Origin of the sequence: Burkholderia sp. Cy-637, assembly GCF_011753175.1 — a bacterium.
GTDB lineage: Bacteria > Pseudomonadota > Gammaproteobacteria > Burkholderiales > Burkholderiaceae > Burkholderia > Burkholderia gladioli.
The window spans coordinates 1-15,906 of record NZ_VWWC01000091.1; the positions used below are offsets into that span (position 1 = coordinate 1).

General features: G+C 67.4%; 14 protein-coding genes. 1 reads left to right on the plus strand and 13 read right to left on the minus strand.

Going from position 1 to position 15,906, the window contains the following annotated elements; genetic code table 11:
• The 6 genes from F3J10_RS22050 to F3J10_RS22075 form a co-directional block, all read right to left on the minus strand.
• Window positions 1–220, minus strand: a 220-nt coding sequence (locus tag F3J10_RS22050) for a GTP-binding protein (RefSeq protein WP_240155678.1), incomplete at its 3' end; no start/stop codon positions are given.
• Between the two features lie 40 nt (window positions 221–260).
• Entirely contained in the window at window positions 261–2,363 is a 2,103-nt protein-coding gene (gene fusA, locus F3J10_RS22055; RefSeq protein ID WP_025101120.1) for an elongation factor G, read from the minus strand.
• A gap of 116 nt (window positions 2,364–2,479) precedes the next feature.
• Window positions 2,480–2,950 (minus strand): 30S ribosomal protein S7, encoded by a 471-nt coding sequence (rpsG, locus tag F3J10_RS22060; RefSeq protein WP_004198359.1) that lies wholly within the window; start codon window positions 2,948–2,950, stop codon window positions 2,480–2,482.
• A 172-nt stretch (window positions 2,951–3,122) separates the two neighbouring features.
• Window positions 3,123–3,503, minus strand: coding sequence for a 30S ribosomal protein S12 (rpsL, locus tag F3J10_RS22065; protein WP_012734353.1), 381 nt, complete (start codon window positions 3,501–3,503; stop codon window positions 3,123–3,125).
• 312 nt (window positions 3,504–3,815) lie between these two features.
• Window positions 3,816–5,663 (minus strand): DNA helicase RecQ, encoded by a 1,848-nt coding sequence (gene recQ, locus F3J10_RS22070; RefSeq protein ID WP_025101119.1) that lies wholly within the window; start codon window positions 5,661–5,663, stop codon window positions 3,816–3,818.
• 25 nt (window positions 5,664–5,688) lie between these two features.
• The gene (locus tag F3J10_RS22075) at window positions 5,689–6,225 is read right to left on the minus strand and encodes a hypothetical protein (protein ID WP_167242994.1); all 537 of its coding nucleotides are present in this window, start codon (window positions 6,223–6,225) and stop codon (window positions 5,689–5,691) included.
• A 200-nt stretch (window positions 6,226–6,425) separates the two neighbouring features.
• On the opposite strand from F3J10_RS22075, the gene F3J10_RS22080 reads away from it, so the two are divergent.
• The gene (locus tag F3J10_RS22080) at window positions 6,426–7,409 is read left to right on the plus strand and encodes a LysR family transcriptional regulator (protein ID WP_025101117.1); all 984 of its coding nucleotides are present in this window, start codon (window positions 6,426–6,428) and stop codon (window positions 7,407–7,409) included.
• A gap of 94 nt (window positions 7,410–7,503) precedes the next feature.
• Here F3J10_RS22080 and F3J10_RS22085 read toward each other — a convergent pair whose 3' ends face one another.
• The 7 genes from F3J10_RS22085 to F3J10_RS22115 form a co-directional block, all read right to left on the minus strand.
• The gene (locus tag F3J10_RS22085) at window positions 7,504–8,418 is read right to left on the minus strand and encodes a glyoxylate/hydroxypyruvate reductase A (RefSeq protein WP_166912898.1); all 915 of its coding nucleotides are present in this window, start codon (window positions 8,416–8,418) and stop codon (window positions 7,504–7,506) included.
• 2 nt (window positions 8,419–8,420) lie between these two features.
• The gene (locus tag F3J10_RS22090; RefSeq protein WP_167242995.1) at window positions 8,421–9,200 is read right to left on the minus strand and encodes a class II aldolase/adducin family protein; all 780 of its coding nucleotides are present in this window, start codon (window positions 9,198–9,200) and stop codon (window positions 8,421–8,423) included.
• A gap of 48 nt (window positions 9,201–9,248) precedes the next feature.
• Window positions 9,249–10,568, minus strand: a complete 1,320-nt coding sequence (locus tag F3J10_RS22095) for an MFS transporter (RefSeq protein ID WP_167242996.1) — start codon at window positions 10,566–10,568, stop codon at window positions 9,249–9,251.
• Between the two features lie 143 nt (window positions 10,569–10,711).
• Window positions 10,712–11,887 carry a porin gene (locus F3J10_RS22100; RefSeq protein WP_167242997.1) on the minus strand — a complete coding sequence of 392 codons (1,176 nt, stop codon included), beginning with the start codon at window positions 11,885–11,887 and terminating at the stop codon, window positions 10,712–10,714.
• Window positions 11,888–12,172: 285 nt separating this feature from the next.
• Window positions 12,173–13,198: a histone deacetylase family protein gene (locus F3J10_RS22105; protein ID WP_036048507.1), complete on the minus strand. Its 1,026-nt coding sequence runs from the start codon at window positions 13,196–13,198 to the stop codon at window positions 12,173–12,175.
• Window positions 13,195–14,469 (minus strand): Zn-dependent hydrolase, encoded by a 1,275-nt coding sequence (locus F3J10_RS22110; RefSeq protein ID WP_167242998.1) that lies wholly within the window; start codon window positions 14,467–14,469, stop codon window positions 13,195–13,197. The genes F3J10_RS22105 and F3J10_RS22110 overlap by 4 nt, the downstream gene beginning before the upstream one ends.
• Before the next feature lie 63 nt (window positions 14,470–14,532).
• Window positions 14,533–15,846, minus strand: a complete 1,314-nt coding sequence (locus tag F3J10_RS22115) for an MFS transporter (RefSeq protein ID WP_036048510.1) — start codon at window positions 15,844–15,846, stop codon at window positions 14,533–14,535.
• Window positions 15,847–15,906 lie beyond the last annotated feature (60 nt).

Below are 15,906 nucleotides of genomic sequence, written 5' to 3' on the forward strand. Positions count from 1 at the left end.
TCGCCGTTTCGTACTCGATGTGCGCGGTGTTGATCGTGATGCCACGTGCCTTTTCTTCCGGCGCCGCGTCGATTTCGTCGTACTTCTTCGCTTCGCCGCCGAACTTCGCCGACAGAACCGTTGCGATAGCTGCCGTCAGCGTCGTCTTGCCGTGGTCAACGTGACCGATCGTACCGACGTTGACGTGCGGCTTGGTCCGTTCGAACTTACCTTTTGCCATGATTCTCTTCTTTCAAAAATGAATGTTGGATGGAGACGATTTACTTCGACTTGGCGCTGATGATCGCTTCGGCGACGTTACGCGGAGCTTCCGAGTAGTGCTTGAACTCCATCGTGTAGGTCGCGCGACCTTGCGTGAGCGAACGCAGCGAGGTCGAGTAGCCGAACATTTCCGACAGCGGCACTTCGGCGCGAACGATCTTGCCGCCGCCAACCATGTCTTCCATGCCCTGGACGATACCGCGACGGCCCGACAGGTCGCCCATCACGTTGCCCATGTAGTCTTCCGGCGTTTCGACTTCAACTGCCATCATCGGCTCGAGCACCACCGGGCTGGCGCGGCGCATTGCTTCCTTGAACGCCATCGAACCGGCCATGCGGAACGCGTTTTCGTTCGAGTCCACGTCGTGGTACGAACCGAAGGTCAGGTGCACCTTCACGTCGACCACCGGGAAGCCTGCCAGCACGCCGGCCTTCAGCGTGTCCTGAATGCCCTTGTCGACCGCCGGGATGTATTCGCGAGGAATCACACCGCCCTTGATCTCGTCCAGGAACTCGTAGCCCTTGCCCTGCTCGTTCGGCTCGAGCGTGATGACCGCATGGCCGTACTGGCCGCGACCACCCGACTGCTTGACGAACTTGCCGTCGACATCCTTCGCCGTCGAACGGATCGTTTCGCGATAAGCAACCTGCGGCTTGCCGACGGTTGCCTCGACGCCGAATTCACGGCGCATCCGGTCGACCAGAATTTCGAGGTGGAGCTCGCCCATGCCCGAAATGATGGTCTGGCCCGATTCCTCGTCCGTCTGGACGCGGAACGACGGATCTTCCTGAGCCAGGCGGTTCAGCGCCAGGCCCATCTTTTCCTGGTCCGGCTTCGTCTTCGGCTCGACGGCCTGCGAGATCACCGGCTCCGGGAACACCATGCGTTCCAGGATGATCGGATGGGCCGGGTCGCACAGCGTGTCACCGGTGGTCGCATCCTTCAGGCCGACCGCCGCGGCGATGTCGCCGGCGCGGACTTCCTTGATTTCCTCGCGCTGGTTCGCGTGCATCTGCAGAATCCGGCCCAGGCGTTCCTTCTTGCCCTTGGTCGAGTTCAGCAGCGTGTCGCCCGAATTGACGACGCCCGAGTACACGCGGAAGAAGATCAGCTGGCCGACGAACGGGTCGGTCATGATCTTGAACGCCAGCGACGAGAACTTCTCTTCGTCCGACGCGAGACGCTCGACCTTGTCACCGTTGTCGAGTTCGCCGGTAACCGGCGGAATGTCGACCGGCGACGGCAGGAAGTCGATCACGGCGTCAAGCATGCGCTGCACGCCCTTGTTCTTGAACGCGGTACCGCACAGCATCGGCTGGATTTCGCAGGCGATCGTACGGTCGCGCAGCGCCTTGACGATCTCGGCTTCCGACAGATCGCCCTCTTCCAGGTACTTGTTCATCAGGTCTTCGTTGGCTTCGGCTGCCGCCTCGACCATCTTCTCGCGCCATTCCTGGCACGTCTCGGCGAGTTCCGCCGGGATGTCGATGTAGTCGAACTTCGTGCCCTGGGACGCCTCGTCCCAAACGATCGCCTTCATCTTGATCAGGTCGACCACGCCCTTGAAGCTTTCTTCCGCGCCGATCGGCACCACCACCGGCACCGGGTTCGCCTTCAGGCGCAGACGGAGCTGGTCGTAGACCTTGAAGAAGTTCGCGCCGGTACGGTCCATCTTGTTGACGAAGGCCAGACGCGGCACCTTGTACTTGTTGGCCTGGCGCCAGACGGTTTCCGACTGCGGCTGCACGCCGCCCACGGCGCAGTACACCATGCACGCGCCGTCGAGCACGCGCATCGAGCGCTCCACTTCGATCGTGAAGTCGACGTGGCCCGGGGTGTCGATGATGTTGATGCGGTGTTCCGGATAGTTGCCGCCCATGCCCTTCCAGAAGGCGGTGGTGGCAGCGGAGGTGATCGTGATGCCACGCTCCTGCTCCTGCTCCATCCAGTCCATCGTGGCGGCGCCGTCGTGAACTTCACCGATCTTGTGGTTCACGCCGGTATAAAACAGAATGCGCTCGGTCGTCGTCGTCTTGCCGGCGTCGATGTGGGCGCTAATACCGATGTTGCGGTAGCGCTCGATAGGAGTCTTGCGAGCCACTTTGATCCTCTATGGGTTAACGCGACGCAAAGCCGCGTCACGCCTCAACACAAACGGGCGAGGCGCTCGAAAAAGCGCACCCGCCCGGATTTTTACCGCTTGATTCGCGCTTTCGCTTAGAAGCGGAAGTGCGAGAACGCGCGGTTGGCTTCTGCCATCCGGTGAACTTCGTCGCGCTTCTTCATCGCGCCGCCACGGCCTTCGGCCGCTTCGGAGAGTTCACCAGCCAGGCGCAGGGCCATCGACTTCTCGCTACGCTTCTTCGCGGCCTCACGCAGCCAGCGCATCGCCAATGCCATACGACGCGACGGGCGCACTTCGACCGGAACCTGATAGTTCGCACCACCAACGCGACGGCTCTTCACTTCGACCACCGGCTTCACGTTGTTCAGCGCGACAGTGAACACTTCCAGCGGGTCCTTGCCACCCTTGGTCTGGATCTGTTCGAAAGCGCCATAAACGATGCGTTCAGCGACCGACTTCTTGCCGGACAGCATCAGCATGTTCATGAATTTTGCAACATCAACGTTGCCGTACTTCGGATCCGGCAACACTTCCCGCTTGGGGACTTCGCGACGACGCGGCATGTTTCTTCCTTTAACTTTTCAGTTGGAGCTGAGACCAGCTCCGCGGCCACCAACAAACCCGATTCATCTCGTTCGACTAACCAGCTTGGCCGGGTGACCACTTACTCGACAGCACCGGCTATCCGGCACCACCGCATTAACCGCCTGACGGCGATCACCATTCGGAGTCTGCTTACTTCGCAGCCTTCGCACGCTTCGCGCCGTACTTCGAGCGCGCTTGCTTACGGTCCTTCACGCCCTGCGTATCCAGCGAGCCGCGAACCATGTGGTAACGCACACCCGGCAAATCCTTCACACGGCCGCCGCGGATCAGCACAACCGAGTGTTCCTGCAGGTTGTGGCCTTCACCGCCGATGTACGAAATCACTTCGAAACCGTTCGTCAGACGAACCTTGGCGACCTTACGGAGTGCCGAGTTCGGCTTCTTCGGCGTCGTCGTGTACACACGGGTGCACACGCCGCGACGCTGGGGGCAGTTCTGCAGGGCCGGGCTCTTGCTCTTGGTCGTTTCCGACTCACGGCCTTTGCGAACCAATTGATTGATGGTTGGCATTGTGTATTCCTGAAAATGACAAAAACCGGCACACTGACGACGGGCAAAGCGACGCCGGCATGCCTGTGGCTATCCGAAACCTGGAAGAACACTCCACCCGCCGGCGCATGACGTCGGCACGCGTGTTTACCTCCCGAGAATCGGAACCCGGCATCATAAAGCAAAAATCTCAAGCGAGTCAACAGCTTGCGTGATTTGCCGGGGCAAGAATAAGTGACGAATCAGCGACGCCCGCTGCGGTGATCGCACCGCAACATCCCACCTCACCGATCCCGCCCCCTTCGATCCCGCCCGGCAACCCTTCGGCCAGGCTCAGGCCGACTCGACCACGTCGATCAGCTCGTCGCCGAAGCGCTCGAGCTTGCGCGCCCCGATGCCGGGGATATGGCGAAGGTCCTCGATCGACTCCGGCGCGTTGCGGGCGATCTCGGCGAGGGTCGCATCATGGAAGATCACGTAGGCGGGCACGCCGTCGCTCTTGGCGGTCTCGGCACGCCAGGCCCGCAGCCGCTCCCAGCAGGCGCGCTCGCGCGTCGACATGCCGGCGGTCGGGTCGGCCCGCGCGCCGCTGCGCGCCGAGGACTGGCGCGAGCTCTTGGGCTTCACGTAGCGACGCAGCGTGACGCTTTCCTCGCCCTTGAGCACCGGCTTGCTGGCCGCCGTCAGCACCAGCGCGCCGAAGCCGCCGTGATCGACCGCCAGGTAGCCGAAGGCCACCAACTGGCGGAAGATCGCGCGCCATTCGGGTTCGGAGAGCTCGGCGCCGATGCCGAAGGTGCTCAGCGCGTCGTGGCCGCGCTGCTGGATCTTCTCGGTCTTGGCGCCGCGCAGGATCTCGATCAGGTGGCTGGAGCCGAAATTGAAGCCGCTCGCGCGTTGCGCGCGAAACACGCAGGACAGGGCCATCTGCGCCTCGCGCGTGGCATCCCAGGTGGCCGGCGGCTCCAGGCAGGTATCGCAGTTGCCGCAGGGCTGGCTGGCCTCGCCGAAATAACCGAGCAGGCGCACGCGCCGGCACGAGGCGGTTTCGCACAGGCCCAGCAGCGCATCGAGCTTCGAGGTCTGGACCCGCTTGTGCGCGTCGTCGGCGTCGGACTCGTCGATCATCTTGCGCTGCTGCACCACGTCGCCGAGCCCGTAGGCCATCCAGGCATTGGCGGGCAGGCCGTCGCGGCCCGCGCGGCCGGTTTCCTGGTAATAGCCCTCGACGCTCTTGGGCAAGTCCAGGTGGGCCACGAAGCGCACGTCGGGCTTGTCGATGCCCATGCCGAAGGCGATCGTCGCGCACATCACGATGCCCTCCTCGCGCTGGAACATCTCCTGGTGGCGCTGGCGGATCTCGAACTCCATCCCGGCGTGGTACGGCAATGCGCGCACGCCCTGGGTCTTGAGCCACTCGGCGGTCTCCTCCACCTTGCGGCGCGACAGGCAGTACACCACGCCCGCATCGGTGGTGCCGTCGGCATTGGTGTGCTCGGCGCGGATGAAGTCGAGCAGCTGCGAGCGCGCATTGTCCTTCTCGACGATCCGGTAGCGGATATTGGGCCGGTCGAAGCTCGACACGAACACGCGAGCGTCGTCGAGCGCGAGGCGCTGGATGATCTCGTCGCGCGTGATGGCGTCGGCGGTGGCCGTCAGCGCGATGCGCGGCACGTAGGGAAAGCGCTCGTGCAGGATCGACAGCTGGATGTACTCGGGCCGGAAGTCATGCCCCCACTGCGACACGCAGTGCGCCTCGTCGATCGCGAACAGGCCGATGCGCGTGCGCTCGAGCAGGTCGAGGAAGCGCGGCGTCATGAGCCGCTCGGGCGCCACGTAGAGCAGGTCGATCTCGCCCTCGCGCAGCGCGCGCTCGGTGGCGGCCGCCTGCGCGCCCGACAGCGTCGAGTTCAGGTAGGCCGCCCTCACGCCGACCTCGGTCAGCGCGGCCACCTGGTCCTGCATCAGCGCGATCAGCGGCGAGACCACGATGCCGGCGCCCTGCCCCGATTCGTGGCGCACCAGCGCCGGGATCTGGTAGCAGAGCGACTTGCCGCCGCCGGTGGGCATCAGCACCAAGCAGTCGCCGCCCGACGCGACATGCTCGACGATCTCCCCCTGTTGGCCGCGAAAGGCCGGATAACCGAAAACTTCGTTCAGGATTTCGAGCGCGCGCGACATGAGGCAGGAGGGTTCGGGTGGAAAATCAAGGCTGCATTTTACAGACAGAAGCGCCCTCGCCCCCTTCTTCCTTCATGCCCTGGCCATTCGGACGGGTAAGCGCCTCGCGCGAGGCGCCCGGCGGACGCGCCACGATCGAGATCGCAATCGCGCGCCGGGTGCCACCGAGATCGAGCGCGACCTTGTTGGCGAAGCCATGGACATGGCCGAACAGGGCCACGCAGACCATCTCCTCGCCGTCCATGGTGATCTCGGCCTGGTCGCTGTCGGTGACCAGGAAGGGCGCGCGGCGGTCCATCAGCGCGCCGAGCGTGCCCCGGTCGATCAGGCGCCCCGTCAGGTAATAGTCGTAGAGGACCGACACCGGCGCGCCGCCGCCTTCGCGGCGCACCACGTAGAGCTGCAGCCCGGGCCGCAGCACCTGGCTGCGCACGATCGCGTCGTCCGGCACCCAGTGATGGCGCAGATACCACCAGCCCGGCAGCGACAGCACCGCCAGCAGGATACAGAGCGAGAGACCGGCCAGGCCGACCCAGCGATTCACCACCGCCACATTGCGCATGATTGCCTCCTCGTTTGTCGCGCGGCCGGGACGCGATCGAGGGCAACGAGATCATGCCGGCGCAGGCCGGTTCAAGCGCGCCGGCCTGAGTTCGAAAAAAACGAGGTCCGAACATAGCACCCGCCTCATCTCGAAACAACGGATGCACGGGGCAAAATGGCGCACCTATAATTCGGCATTTCCCGCCTCCGGAGCCCGCGATGACCCGCAGCGTGCGCGCCGCACTGATCAACGACCGGCTCGACTGGAACCTGCTGCGGACCTTCCTGGTGATCGCGCGCGAACAGAGCGTGAGCCGCGCCGCCGCCCACCTGCACATCACCCAGCCGGCGGTCAGCCACGCGCTGCGCCGCCTCGAGGAACAGCTCGGCCGCAAGCTCGTGCAACGCAGCGGCCCGCGCATCGACATCACGCGCGCCGGCAACGAGGTGCGCGAGATCGCCGAGGAGATCTACGGCAGCATCTCGCGCCTGGCCAGCGACGAGGGCGAAGGCGGTCATTACGTGTCGGGGCAGGTGCGGCTGATCACGGTCAGCGGCGTGCAGTCCGAGGCCTACGACGATTTCCTCGCCGACTTCCACGCCGACTATCCCGATATCGATTTCGAGGTGCAGGTGATGCGCAGCGCCGACGTGCCGAGCGCCTTGCTGCAGCACACGGCCACCGCCGCGCTGAGCCTGAACCGGCACGTGGGCGGCAAGATCGCCCAGCAGTTGTTCATGCCGCAGCGCTACGCGCTGTTCTGCGGGCGCCGCCATCCGCTGTTCGGCCGAGAGGGCCTGAGCGTCGAGGACCTGCGCGAGGAGAATTTCGTGTCCTTCGCGGGCGACCAGCTCGGCGCCTCGCTGTCGGTGCTCGGCGTGTTTCGCGATCAGCACGGCCTGGCCGGGCGGGTGGTCGCGACCTCGGCGAGCATGGCGGAGGTGATGCGGCTGATCGTTGCCGGGTTCGGCATCGGCAGCCTGCCCGAGCACGTCGGGCAGGCCCAGGTCGCGGCGGGCCGCATGATGCGCCTGCCGCCGGCCGAGGGCATCGCCGATCTCGACGTGGTGCTGCTGTGGGCCGCCGAACGCAAGCCGCGCGCGGCCGAGGCCGTGTTCCTGGAGCGGCTGCGCGCGTTCGCGGCGGGGCAGGTGCGGGCACATGGCGGCGAGAGCCTCGACACGCCGGCGAAGGGCGGCTGAGCGACGCGGCGGCTGCCGCGCATCTTCTTTCGGAACCCACCGCGACCTTCAGCAGCAACAGGACGCAAGGCAACGCCCTTGCCGCCAGGCCCGCTCAATAGCCCAGCGCCGGATCGACCCGATTGGCCAGCGGCAAACCCTCGCGCAGACGCATCACGTTGTCCGCGATCTGCGCGGCGATCCGCTCGAAGCTGGCCACCGAGGCCATGTGCGGCGTGACGACCAGGTTCGGCGCATCCCAGAACGGATCGTCCTCGGGCAGCGGCTCGCGCTCGAACACGTCGATCACCGCGCCGCCGAGCCTGCCGTCCTCGAGCGCGGCCAGCACGTCCGCCGCGACCAGATGCTCGCCGCGCCCCACATGGATCAGCTTCGCCCCGCGCGGCAGGCGCGCGAGCAGGTGCCGGTCGATCAGGGCGCGTGTATCGGCGGTGAGCGGCAGCAGGCAGACCAGCATCTCGCTGCCGGCCAGGAAGTCGTCGAGCTGCCCGGCACCGAAGGTCTCGATGCCGTCCAGACACTTGCGCTCGCGCGACCAGCCGCGCACGCGGAAACCCGCCCCGGCCAGCAGCCCGGCGACATGCCGGCCCAGCGCGCCGAGCCCCATCACGCCGATCGTGCGTGCCTGCGCCGCGACCTGCGGCTCGCGCAGCCAGCGCCGTTCGCGCTGGTTGGCGAGCACGCGATCGAAACCGCGATGGAAATGCAGCACGGCCCACATCACGAACTCGCCCATGCCCTCGGCGTGGACGGGATCGACCACGCGGCACACGGGCACCGCGGGCAGCTCGGGATCGGCCAGGATGTGGTCGACACCGGCGGCGATGCTGTGCACCAGCCGCAGCGAGGGCAGCCGCGCCAGCGCGCCGGCCGGCGGACGCCAGCAGACGGCGATCTCGGCATCGTGCCCGTCGGCGCCGACCACCTGCAGCCCGGGCAGGCGCTCGCGCAGCGGCGCGAACAGCGGCGACAGGTCGAACCCGTCGCTGAGAAAGGCGATGCGCGTCATGATCAGCTACGGTAGTCGGTCGCGCCGCCTTCGATGAGCCGCAGCGCGGCCTGCCACTGCAGCGCGATGATCGCGTCGGCCTCGTCGCGATCGAACTGCTCCGCCGTGAGCCGGCGCACCGCTTCGGGCGGCAGGATCAGCTCGGCGTTGCCGGCCAGCGCGCGCACCTGGATATGGCAGGCGCGCTCCAGGAAGTAGATGTTCTGGAAGGCCGCCGCCACCGAGCGCCCGGCCGCGAGCAGCCCGTGGTTGCGCAGGATCATCGCGCTATGCGGGCCCAGGTCGCGAATCAGCCGTTCGCGCTCGCCGAGGTCCAGCGCGATGCCCTCGTAGTCGTGATAGCCGATCCGCTCGTGGAACTTGAGCGCGTGCTGGCTGATCGGCAGCAGCCCGTGACGTTGCGCCGAGACGGCCGAGCCGGCCGCCGTGTGCGTGTGGATCACGCAGCACAGGTCCGGGCGCGCCATGTGGATCGCCGAGTGGATCGTGAAGCCGGCCGCGTTGACGCGATGGCGCGCCGGGTCGCCATCGCCATTGGCGGCCGCGGGCTCGACCACGCGCCCTTCGGCGTCGATCCTGACCAGGTCGGAGGCGCGCATTTCATGGAACAGCACGCCGTAGCGGTTGATCAGGAAGTGATGCTCGGGGCCCGGCACGCGCGCGGTGATGTGCGTGTCGATCATGTCGGTCATGCCGAAGTGCGCGACCAGCCGATACAGCGCGGCGAGCTCGACGCGCGTCGTCCATTCGGCCTCGGGAATCGGATGTGGTTCGGTGTGCATGGTGGTCGATGACAGGAAGAAAAAAGGGCGAGACTGGATGCCCGCGCGTCACGCCGCCGGCACGGAGCCGGCCGCCGCCTCGTGCGCGGGCGCGAGACGGCGCTGGTAGCGCGCCAGCGCGACGATGCCGACCAGCGAGACGGCCGACAGCAGCGAGAAGAACATCGCGAGCGGCAGCCACTGGCCGCGGTAGTGCTGCGCGAGCATGGTGCCGATCAGCGGGGTGGTGCCGCCGGCCACGGTCGCGCAGAGCTGGTAGGCGATCGAGATGCCGGAATAGCGCAGCGGGGTCGGGAAGGCGCGCGTCATGAAACCGGCGATCACGGCATAGACGGCCGACAGCACCACCACCGCCAGCGCGATGCCGAGCACGATCAGCACCGGCTGCTGGCTGTTGACGAGCACGAACATCGGATAGGGCGTGAAGATCGACAGCAGCGCCGCCACGCCCAGGAAGCGCGCATCGCCGAAACGCTGGGCCAGCAGCGCCGAGACCGGCTGCGAGGCGAGCTGGATCAGCGTGACCGCGAACAGGCAGTCGAGGATCAGCGGCTTGGGCATCTTCAGGAAGCTCGTCACGTAGGAGATCATGAAGGTGTTGGTGAAGAAGAAGCCGGCCGAGCCGATGGTGGTGGCCGCCGCGGCATAGACGATCGGCCGCCAGTAGCCGCGCAGCACTTCCCTGACCGGCGCCTTGGCGCGCCGGTTCTCGCGCCGGGCCTGCTCGAACTCGGGCGATTCGTTCACGCCGAGGCGCACCACCACGCCGGCCACCAGCAGCACAAAGCTGGCCAGGAACGGCAGCCGCCAGCCCCAGGCCAGGAAGGCCTCGTGATCGAGCGCCGAGACGGCGCGGAATGCGATCAGCGAGAGCAGCAGCCCGGCCGGGCTGCCCAGCTGCGGGAACGAGGCGAACAGCGTCTTGCGCCCGGGCGCGGCATGCTCGCTCGACATCAGCACCGCGCCGCCCCATTCGCCGCCGACCGCGATGCCCTGCACGATGCGCAGCAGGATCAGGATCACCGGCGCGGCCACGCCGATCGACGCATAGGATGGCAGCAGACCGATGCCGGTGGTCGCCACGCCCATCAGGAACATGGTCAGGATCAGCATTTTCTTGCGGCCGAGCCGGTCGCCCCAGTGACCGAACACGGCGCCGCTCAGCGGCCGCGCGATGAAGCCGACCGCGAAGGTCGCGAACGAGGCGAGCGTGCTGACGAACGGATCCGCGCTCGGGAAGAACACGCCGCCGAGCACCAGCGCGGCGGCCGTGGCGTAGGTATAGAAATCGTAGAACTCGATGGTCGTGCCGATGAAGGCCGCGAGCGCGGCGCGGATCGGCTGGCGTTGAGGGACGGTGGACGTCATCGGGGATCCTGGGTCGGGTTGCCGTGCATGCGGCCTTGCGGCGCCACGGCCTGCCACCTTTATCGGTGACCAATATCGGCTCGTAAAATGCCGAATTCTTATGCGGAGCATGAACCGGATTCATGCTCCGCCCGGCGCATCGCTCAGAACCGGTGCCGGATCCCGGCAACCGTGACGAGCTGGTGGCTGTTCGAGGACGGCGTGGCGAAGGCCACCGCCGCGACCGCCTTGCGGCCCGTCGAGTCGGTGCCGCTGGCGAGCTGGTAGACGCCGACCGCGTAGAGGTCGGTGCGCTTGGAGAGCGAATAGTCGAGGCCGGCCTCGAGCTGGCTGTACTTCGCGCCCTCGCGGCCGTTCACGCTGCTGCTCCTGGTCAGCGCGTAGGAGGCCGCCACCTGCAACGCCGGCGTGATCAGGTACTTCGCGTTCAGCTCGAAGGTATTGAAGGCGACGCTCGCGCCCGGCATCGAACTGGTCGAGCCGCTCACGGCGGTGGCGCCGAGGTTCTGGAAGCGCGTGTTGCTGTAGACGGCGCCGAAGGTCGCCGCGCCGAGCGTGTAGGTGCCGCCCGCATTGACGATCTGCTGCGAGCCGGCGCTGGCGTAGCCGCTGTAGACGGGGCTCGCCATGTTGCTGCCGCTCGCGCTGTCGTTGGCCTTGTTGCCGTACAGCGAGAAGTTCGGATTACGCGCGAAGGTGTAGGCCGCGGCGGCCTTGAACGGGCCGCCTTGCCAACCCAGGCCGACGCCGTAGATCTGGTCGCGCGAGCTGCTGCCGGCCACGCCGCCGAAACTGTAGAGCGCCTCGGCATTGAAGCCGGCCCAGGTCGGCGAGCTGTACTTCATTGCGTTGTTGACGCGAAACGAGCCGTCGAGGTCGTCGAGATCGCCCGGATGCGCGCCGTAGCCGGCCCCTGACAGCGCCCAGTCCTCGCCCGCCTCGAAGATGCCGACCATCTCCGCGTTCGGCAGGTACTGGCGCCCCGCCGTCAGCGTGCCCAGGCGCGAGGAGCCCAGGCCCACATAGACCTGGCGGCCGAACAGGTCGCCGTTCTGCCCGAGCGCGCCGGTCGAGCCGTTGAAGCCGCCTTCCAGCACGAACAGCGAAAACAGGCCGCCGCCGAGTTCCTCGCGGCCGCGCAGCCCCCAGCGGCTGCCCGATTCGTTGCCGCTCGTCAGCGCGTACTGGCGGCTGCCGGCCGCGTTGGTGTTGATCGCGATGCCCTGGTCGATGATGCCGTACAGCGTCACCGAGTTCTGCGCGTGGGCCAGGCCGTTGGCGCACAGCAAGGCGGCGCCGAGGCAAAGCGGTTTGTACATGGTGGACTCCCTGTCGTATGGTCGATGAGTCGATTCGCAGTGCGAAGCTGTGAATTCGTGAAATGGCTCGCGTCGGCGGCCTGGGTGATTTATCCATCGCCGATATCGCTGCGTAAAATGCCGTTTACTCATCGTCAGTATTAATGGCGTTCATCCATCGATACCGCGCGACGCGCCTGGAAAAAACAAACGCGGCGCCGGGAGCATGAGCCTGCTCCCGGCGCCGCGTTTCCCTGCATCGAACCCCCGACGATCCGCCTCGGGCGGATCGCGATTAACGCATCGCTAGCCTCGTGCCTCGCCGAACCCGCCGAAGAAGGCGCGCGCATTCGCCTCCAGGCTCTCCAGGTGATAACCACCCTCCTGCACGATCACGGTCGGCAGGCCCAGCGCGCCCACCGCGCCGCCGAGACGACCGAAGCCCTCGGTGGTGACGGCCACCTTCGATTGCGGATCGTCGCGGTAGATGTCGAAGCCGAGCGCGAGCACGATCGCATCGGCTTCGAAGCGACGCAGCACGCGCAGCGCATCGTCGACGCGCTCGAAGAACATCGCCTCCGAGGCGCCGTGCGGCATCGGCAGGTTGACGTTGTAGCCATCGCCCGCGCCGCTGCCGGTTTCCTCCTCGTAGCCGGCGACGACCGGGTAGAAGTTGGTCGGATCGCCATGGATCGAGATGTAGAGCACGTCGTCGCGACCGTAGAAGATCTCCTGCACGCCCTGGCCGTGATGCATGTCGGTGTCGAGGATCGCCACGCGGCCGAAGCGCTGGCGCAGCGCCTGCGCGGCGATCGCCGCATTGTTCAGGTAGCAGAAGCCGCCCGCCGCATCGCGCCGCGCATGATGGCCGGGCGGCCGGCACAGGCCCCAGGCCTCGCGTGCGCCGCCGTTCACGGCCTCGGCCGCGGCCAGCGCGCTCTGCGCCGACCAATAGGCCGAACGCCAGGTCTGTTCGCCGACCGGGCAACTGCCGTCGGCCAGGTAGCGCGCCGCCTGGGCCAGCACGCCGCGCAGCGGGTTCGGCTCGCGCACGAAGATGTTCGACATCACCTCGTCGCCCCAGTCGTCGGGCATGCGCTTCCAGTCGCGATGCGCTTCCTCGAGAAAGCGCAGGTAGTTCATGTCGTGCACGGCCGCGATCGCCGCGGTACCGCGATCGGCCGGCGCCTCGACCGTGAAGTCCAGCGAGCCGGCGGCAGCCACCAGCCGCGCCGCGCGCTCCGGCACTTCCTGGGGCTCGCGCATCTGGCCGCGTGACAGATAGCTGCGCGGATGGTGCAGCAGCTGCTCGGGATGGAAGAAGGTTTTCATCGGCTCTCCGATTCGTCGTTGATCGTGGCGGCGCTGCGCGCGCCGGCGCGCGCGAGCACGGCCTGCAGCAGCACCTCGGCGCCGCGTGTCACGTCCTCGGGCAGCGCGTCCTCGGCTTCGTTGTGCGAAAGACCGTCCACGCAGGGAATGAAGACCATCGCGCTCGGGCAGTGACGCGCGAGGTGGATCGCGTCGTGGCCGGCGCCGCTGACGATGCGCTGGTTCGAATACCCGAGCGCGTCGACCGCCTGCTGCACCAGCGCCACGCAGCTCGCGTCGAAGGGCGTGGCGGGGCTGCGCCAGTAGGTCGAGATCTCGACGCGCAGGCCGCGCTCGGCCGCGATCCGCTCGAACGCGGCGCGCAGTTCGCGCTCGATCGCATCGACCTCGGCATCCTCGTGATGGCGCAGGTCGACGGTGAACGCGAGCTGCCCGGCGATGGTGTTGCGCGAGGCGTTGGGGATCGTCGCCTGGCCGATGGTGGCCAGCCCGCGCGGCGCGTAGCTTGCGATGATGCGCTCCAGTTCGAGCGCCATCCGAGCGCTCGCGAACAGCGCATCCTTGCGATACGGCATCGGCGTGGTGCCGGCGTGGGCGGCCACGCCCGTCACCGTCACGTCGAGCCAGCGAATCGCCTGGCCGCCCGTCACCACGCCGATGGTGGTGCCGTTGGCCTCGAGCACCGGCCCCTGCTCGATATGCGCCTCGAAATAGGCATCGATGCGTTCGCCGCCGATCGCGCGCTGCCCGCGATAGCCGCTGGCATCGAGCGCCTCGCCGAGCGTCACGCCGTGCGCATCGCGCGTCGCCAGCGCGGCATCGAGCGGCGTCGCGCCCGTGTAGACGGCCGAACCGAGCATGGCGGGCGTGAAGCGGGCGCCCTCCTCGTTGGTCCACGAGACGATCTCGATCGGCTTCTCGGTGGCCTGCCCCGCATCGTTCAATGCGCGCACCAACTCAAGCCCGGCCAGCACGCCGTAGACGCCGTCGAAGCGGCCGCCTTCGGGCTGCGTGTCGAGGTGGCTGCCGACCAGCACCGGCGCGGCCTCGGGATCGGTGCCGGCGCGCCGCGCGAACAGGTTGCCCACCGCATCGACGCTGACCGTCATGCCGGCCTCGCGGCACCATTGCGCGAAACGCTCGCGCCCACGCCGGTCCTCGTCGGTGAGCGCCAGGCGCCGCACGCCGCCGCGCGCGGTCGCGCCGATTTCCGCCATCTCCATCAGGCTGCGCCAGAGGCGCGCGCCGTCCACCTTCACTTGCCTGTCCATTCGTTTTCCTGAGCGTTGTCCACAGCGAATCGTGTTGCCCGCCGGCTCGGCGCCGGCCCTGCCTCAGCCATGCGAGGTGAGCGCGTCGGCCGCGTCCTGGCGTGCTTCGCGCCGCGCGTCGAGCGCCACGATGCAAAGCAGCGAGATCGCCGCGAGGCAGGTATAGAACACCGCCAGCGGCCACCACTGGCCGCTGTAGCGATGCGCGAGCCAGGTGCCGACCAGCGGCGTGAGGCCGCCCGCGATCGCGCCGCAGACCTGGTAGGCCAGCGAGATCGCCGAGTAGCGGATGTGGGTCGGGAAGATGCCGCTGATGAAGCCGGCGATCACCGAGTAGAAGCTCGCCATGCAGATCACCGCCAGCGCGATGCCGATCACCATCGAGACGGTGCTGCCCTGCTGCACCAGCACGAACATCGGATAGGGCGAGGCCATCGCCAGCAGCGCGGCCAGCTTGAGGAAGCGCGCCCCGCCGATCTTCTCGGCCAGCCAGGCGGCGCAGGGCTGCGACAGCAACTGGATCACGGCGACCACGAACAGGCAGTCGAGGATCATCGAGCGCGTCACGCCGACATACTGCGTGGTGTACGCGATCATGAAGGTATTGGTGAAGTAGACGCCGGCGATGCCGATCGTGTTGGCGCCGATGCCGAGCAGCACCAGGCCGCGCGCGGAACGGAACACCTCGGCGATCGGCAGCTTGGCGGTGCGCCGCGTCTCGCGCAGGCGGGCGAACTCGGGCGATTCGTTGACGCCGAGCCGGATCAGGATGCCGACCACCAGCAGCAGCGAACTCGCGAGGAAGGGCAGGCGCCAGCCCCAGGACAGGAAGGCGGCCTTGTCCATCGAGGTGACGGCACGGAATGCCAGCAGCGAGAGGATCAGGCCGGCCGGGCTGCCGAGCTGCGCGAACGAGGCGAAGAAGGTGCGACGCCCTTGCGGCGCGTGTTCGCCGGCCATCAGCACCGCGCCGCCCCATTCGCCGCCCACCGCGATGCCCTGCACCACGCGCAGCAGCACCAGCAGCACCGGGGCGAGCACGCCGAGCGTCGCGTAGTCGGGCAGCAGGCCGACGCAGACGGTGGCCGCGCCCATCATCATCAGGGTGGTCATCAGCGCCTTCTTGCGGCCGATCCGGTCGCCGAGGTGGCCGAACACGATGCCGCCCAGCGGCCGCGCGAAGAAGCCGACCGCGAAGGTCGCGAACGAGGCCATGGTGCTGACGAAGCGGTCGCCGGACGGGAAGTAGAGCTCGCCGAACACCAGCGCGGCGGCCGTGGCGTAGATGTAGAAGTCGTACCACTCGATCATCGTGCCGATGAAGGCGGCACTCGCCGCGCGAGCGGGCTGGCGGGCAGGGGTGGATTGCGGGGTCATGCTGGCTCCTGATGCACCGGCAGGCCGCGCGGGCCCCGGGCGCGTTCGTCACGGGTCGGC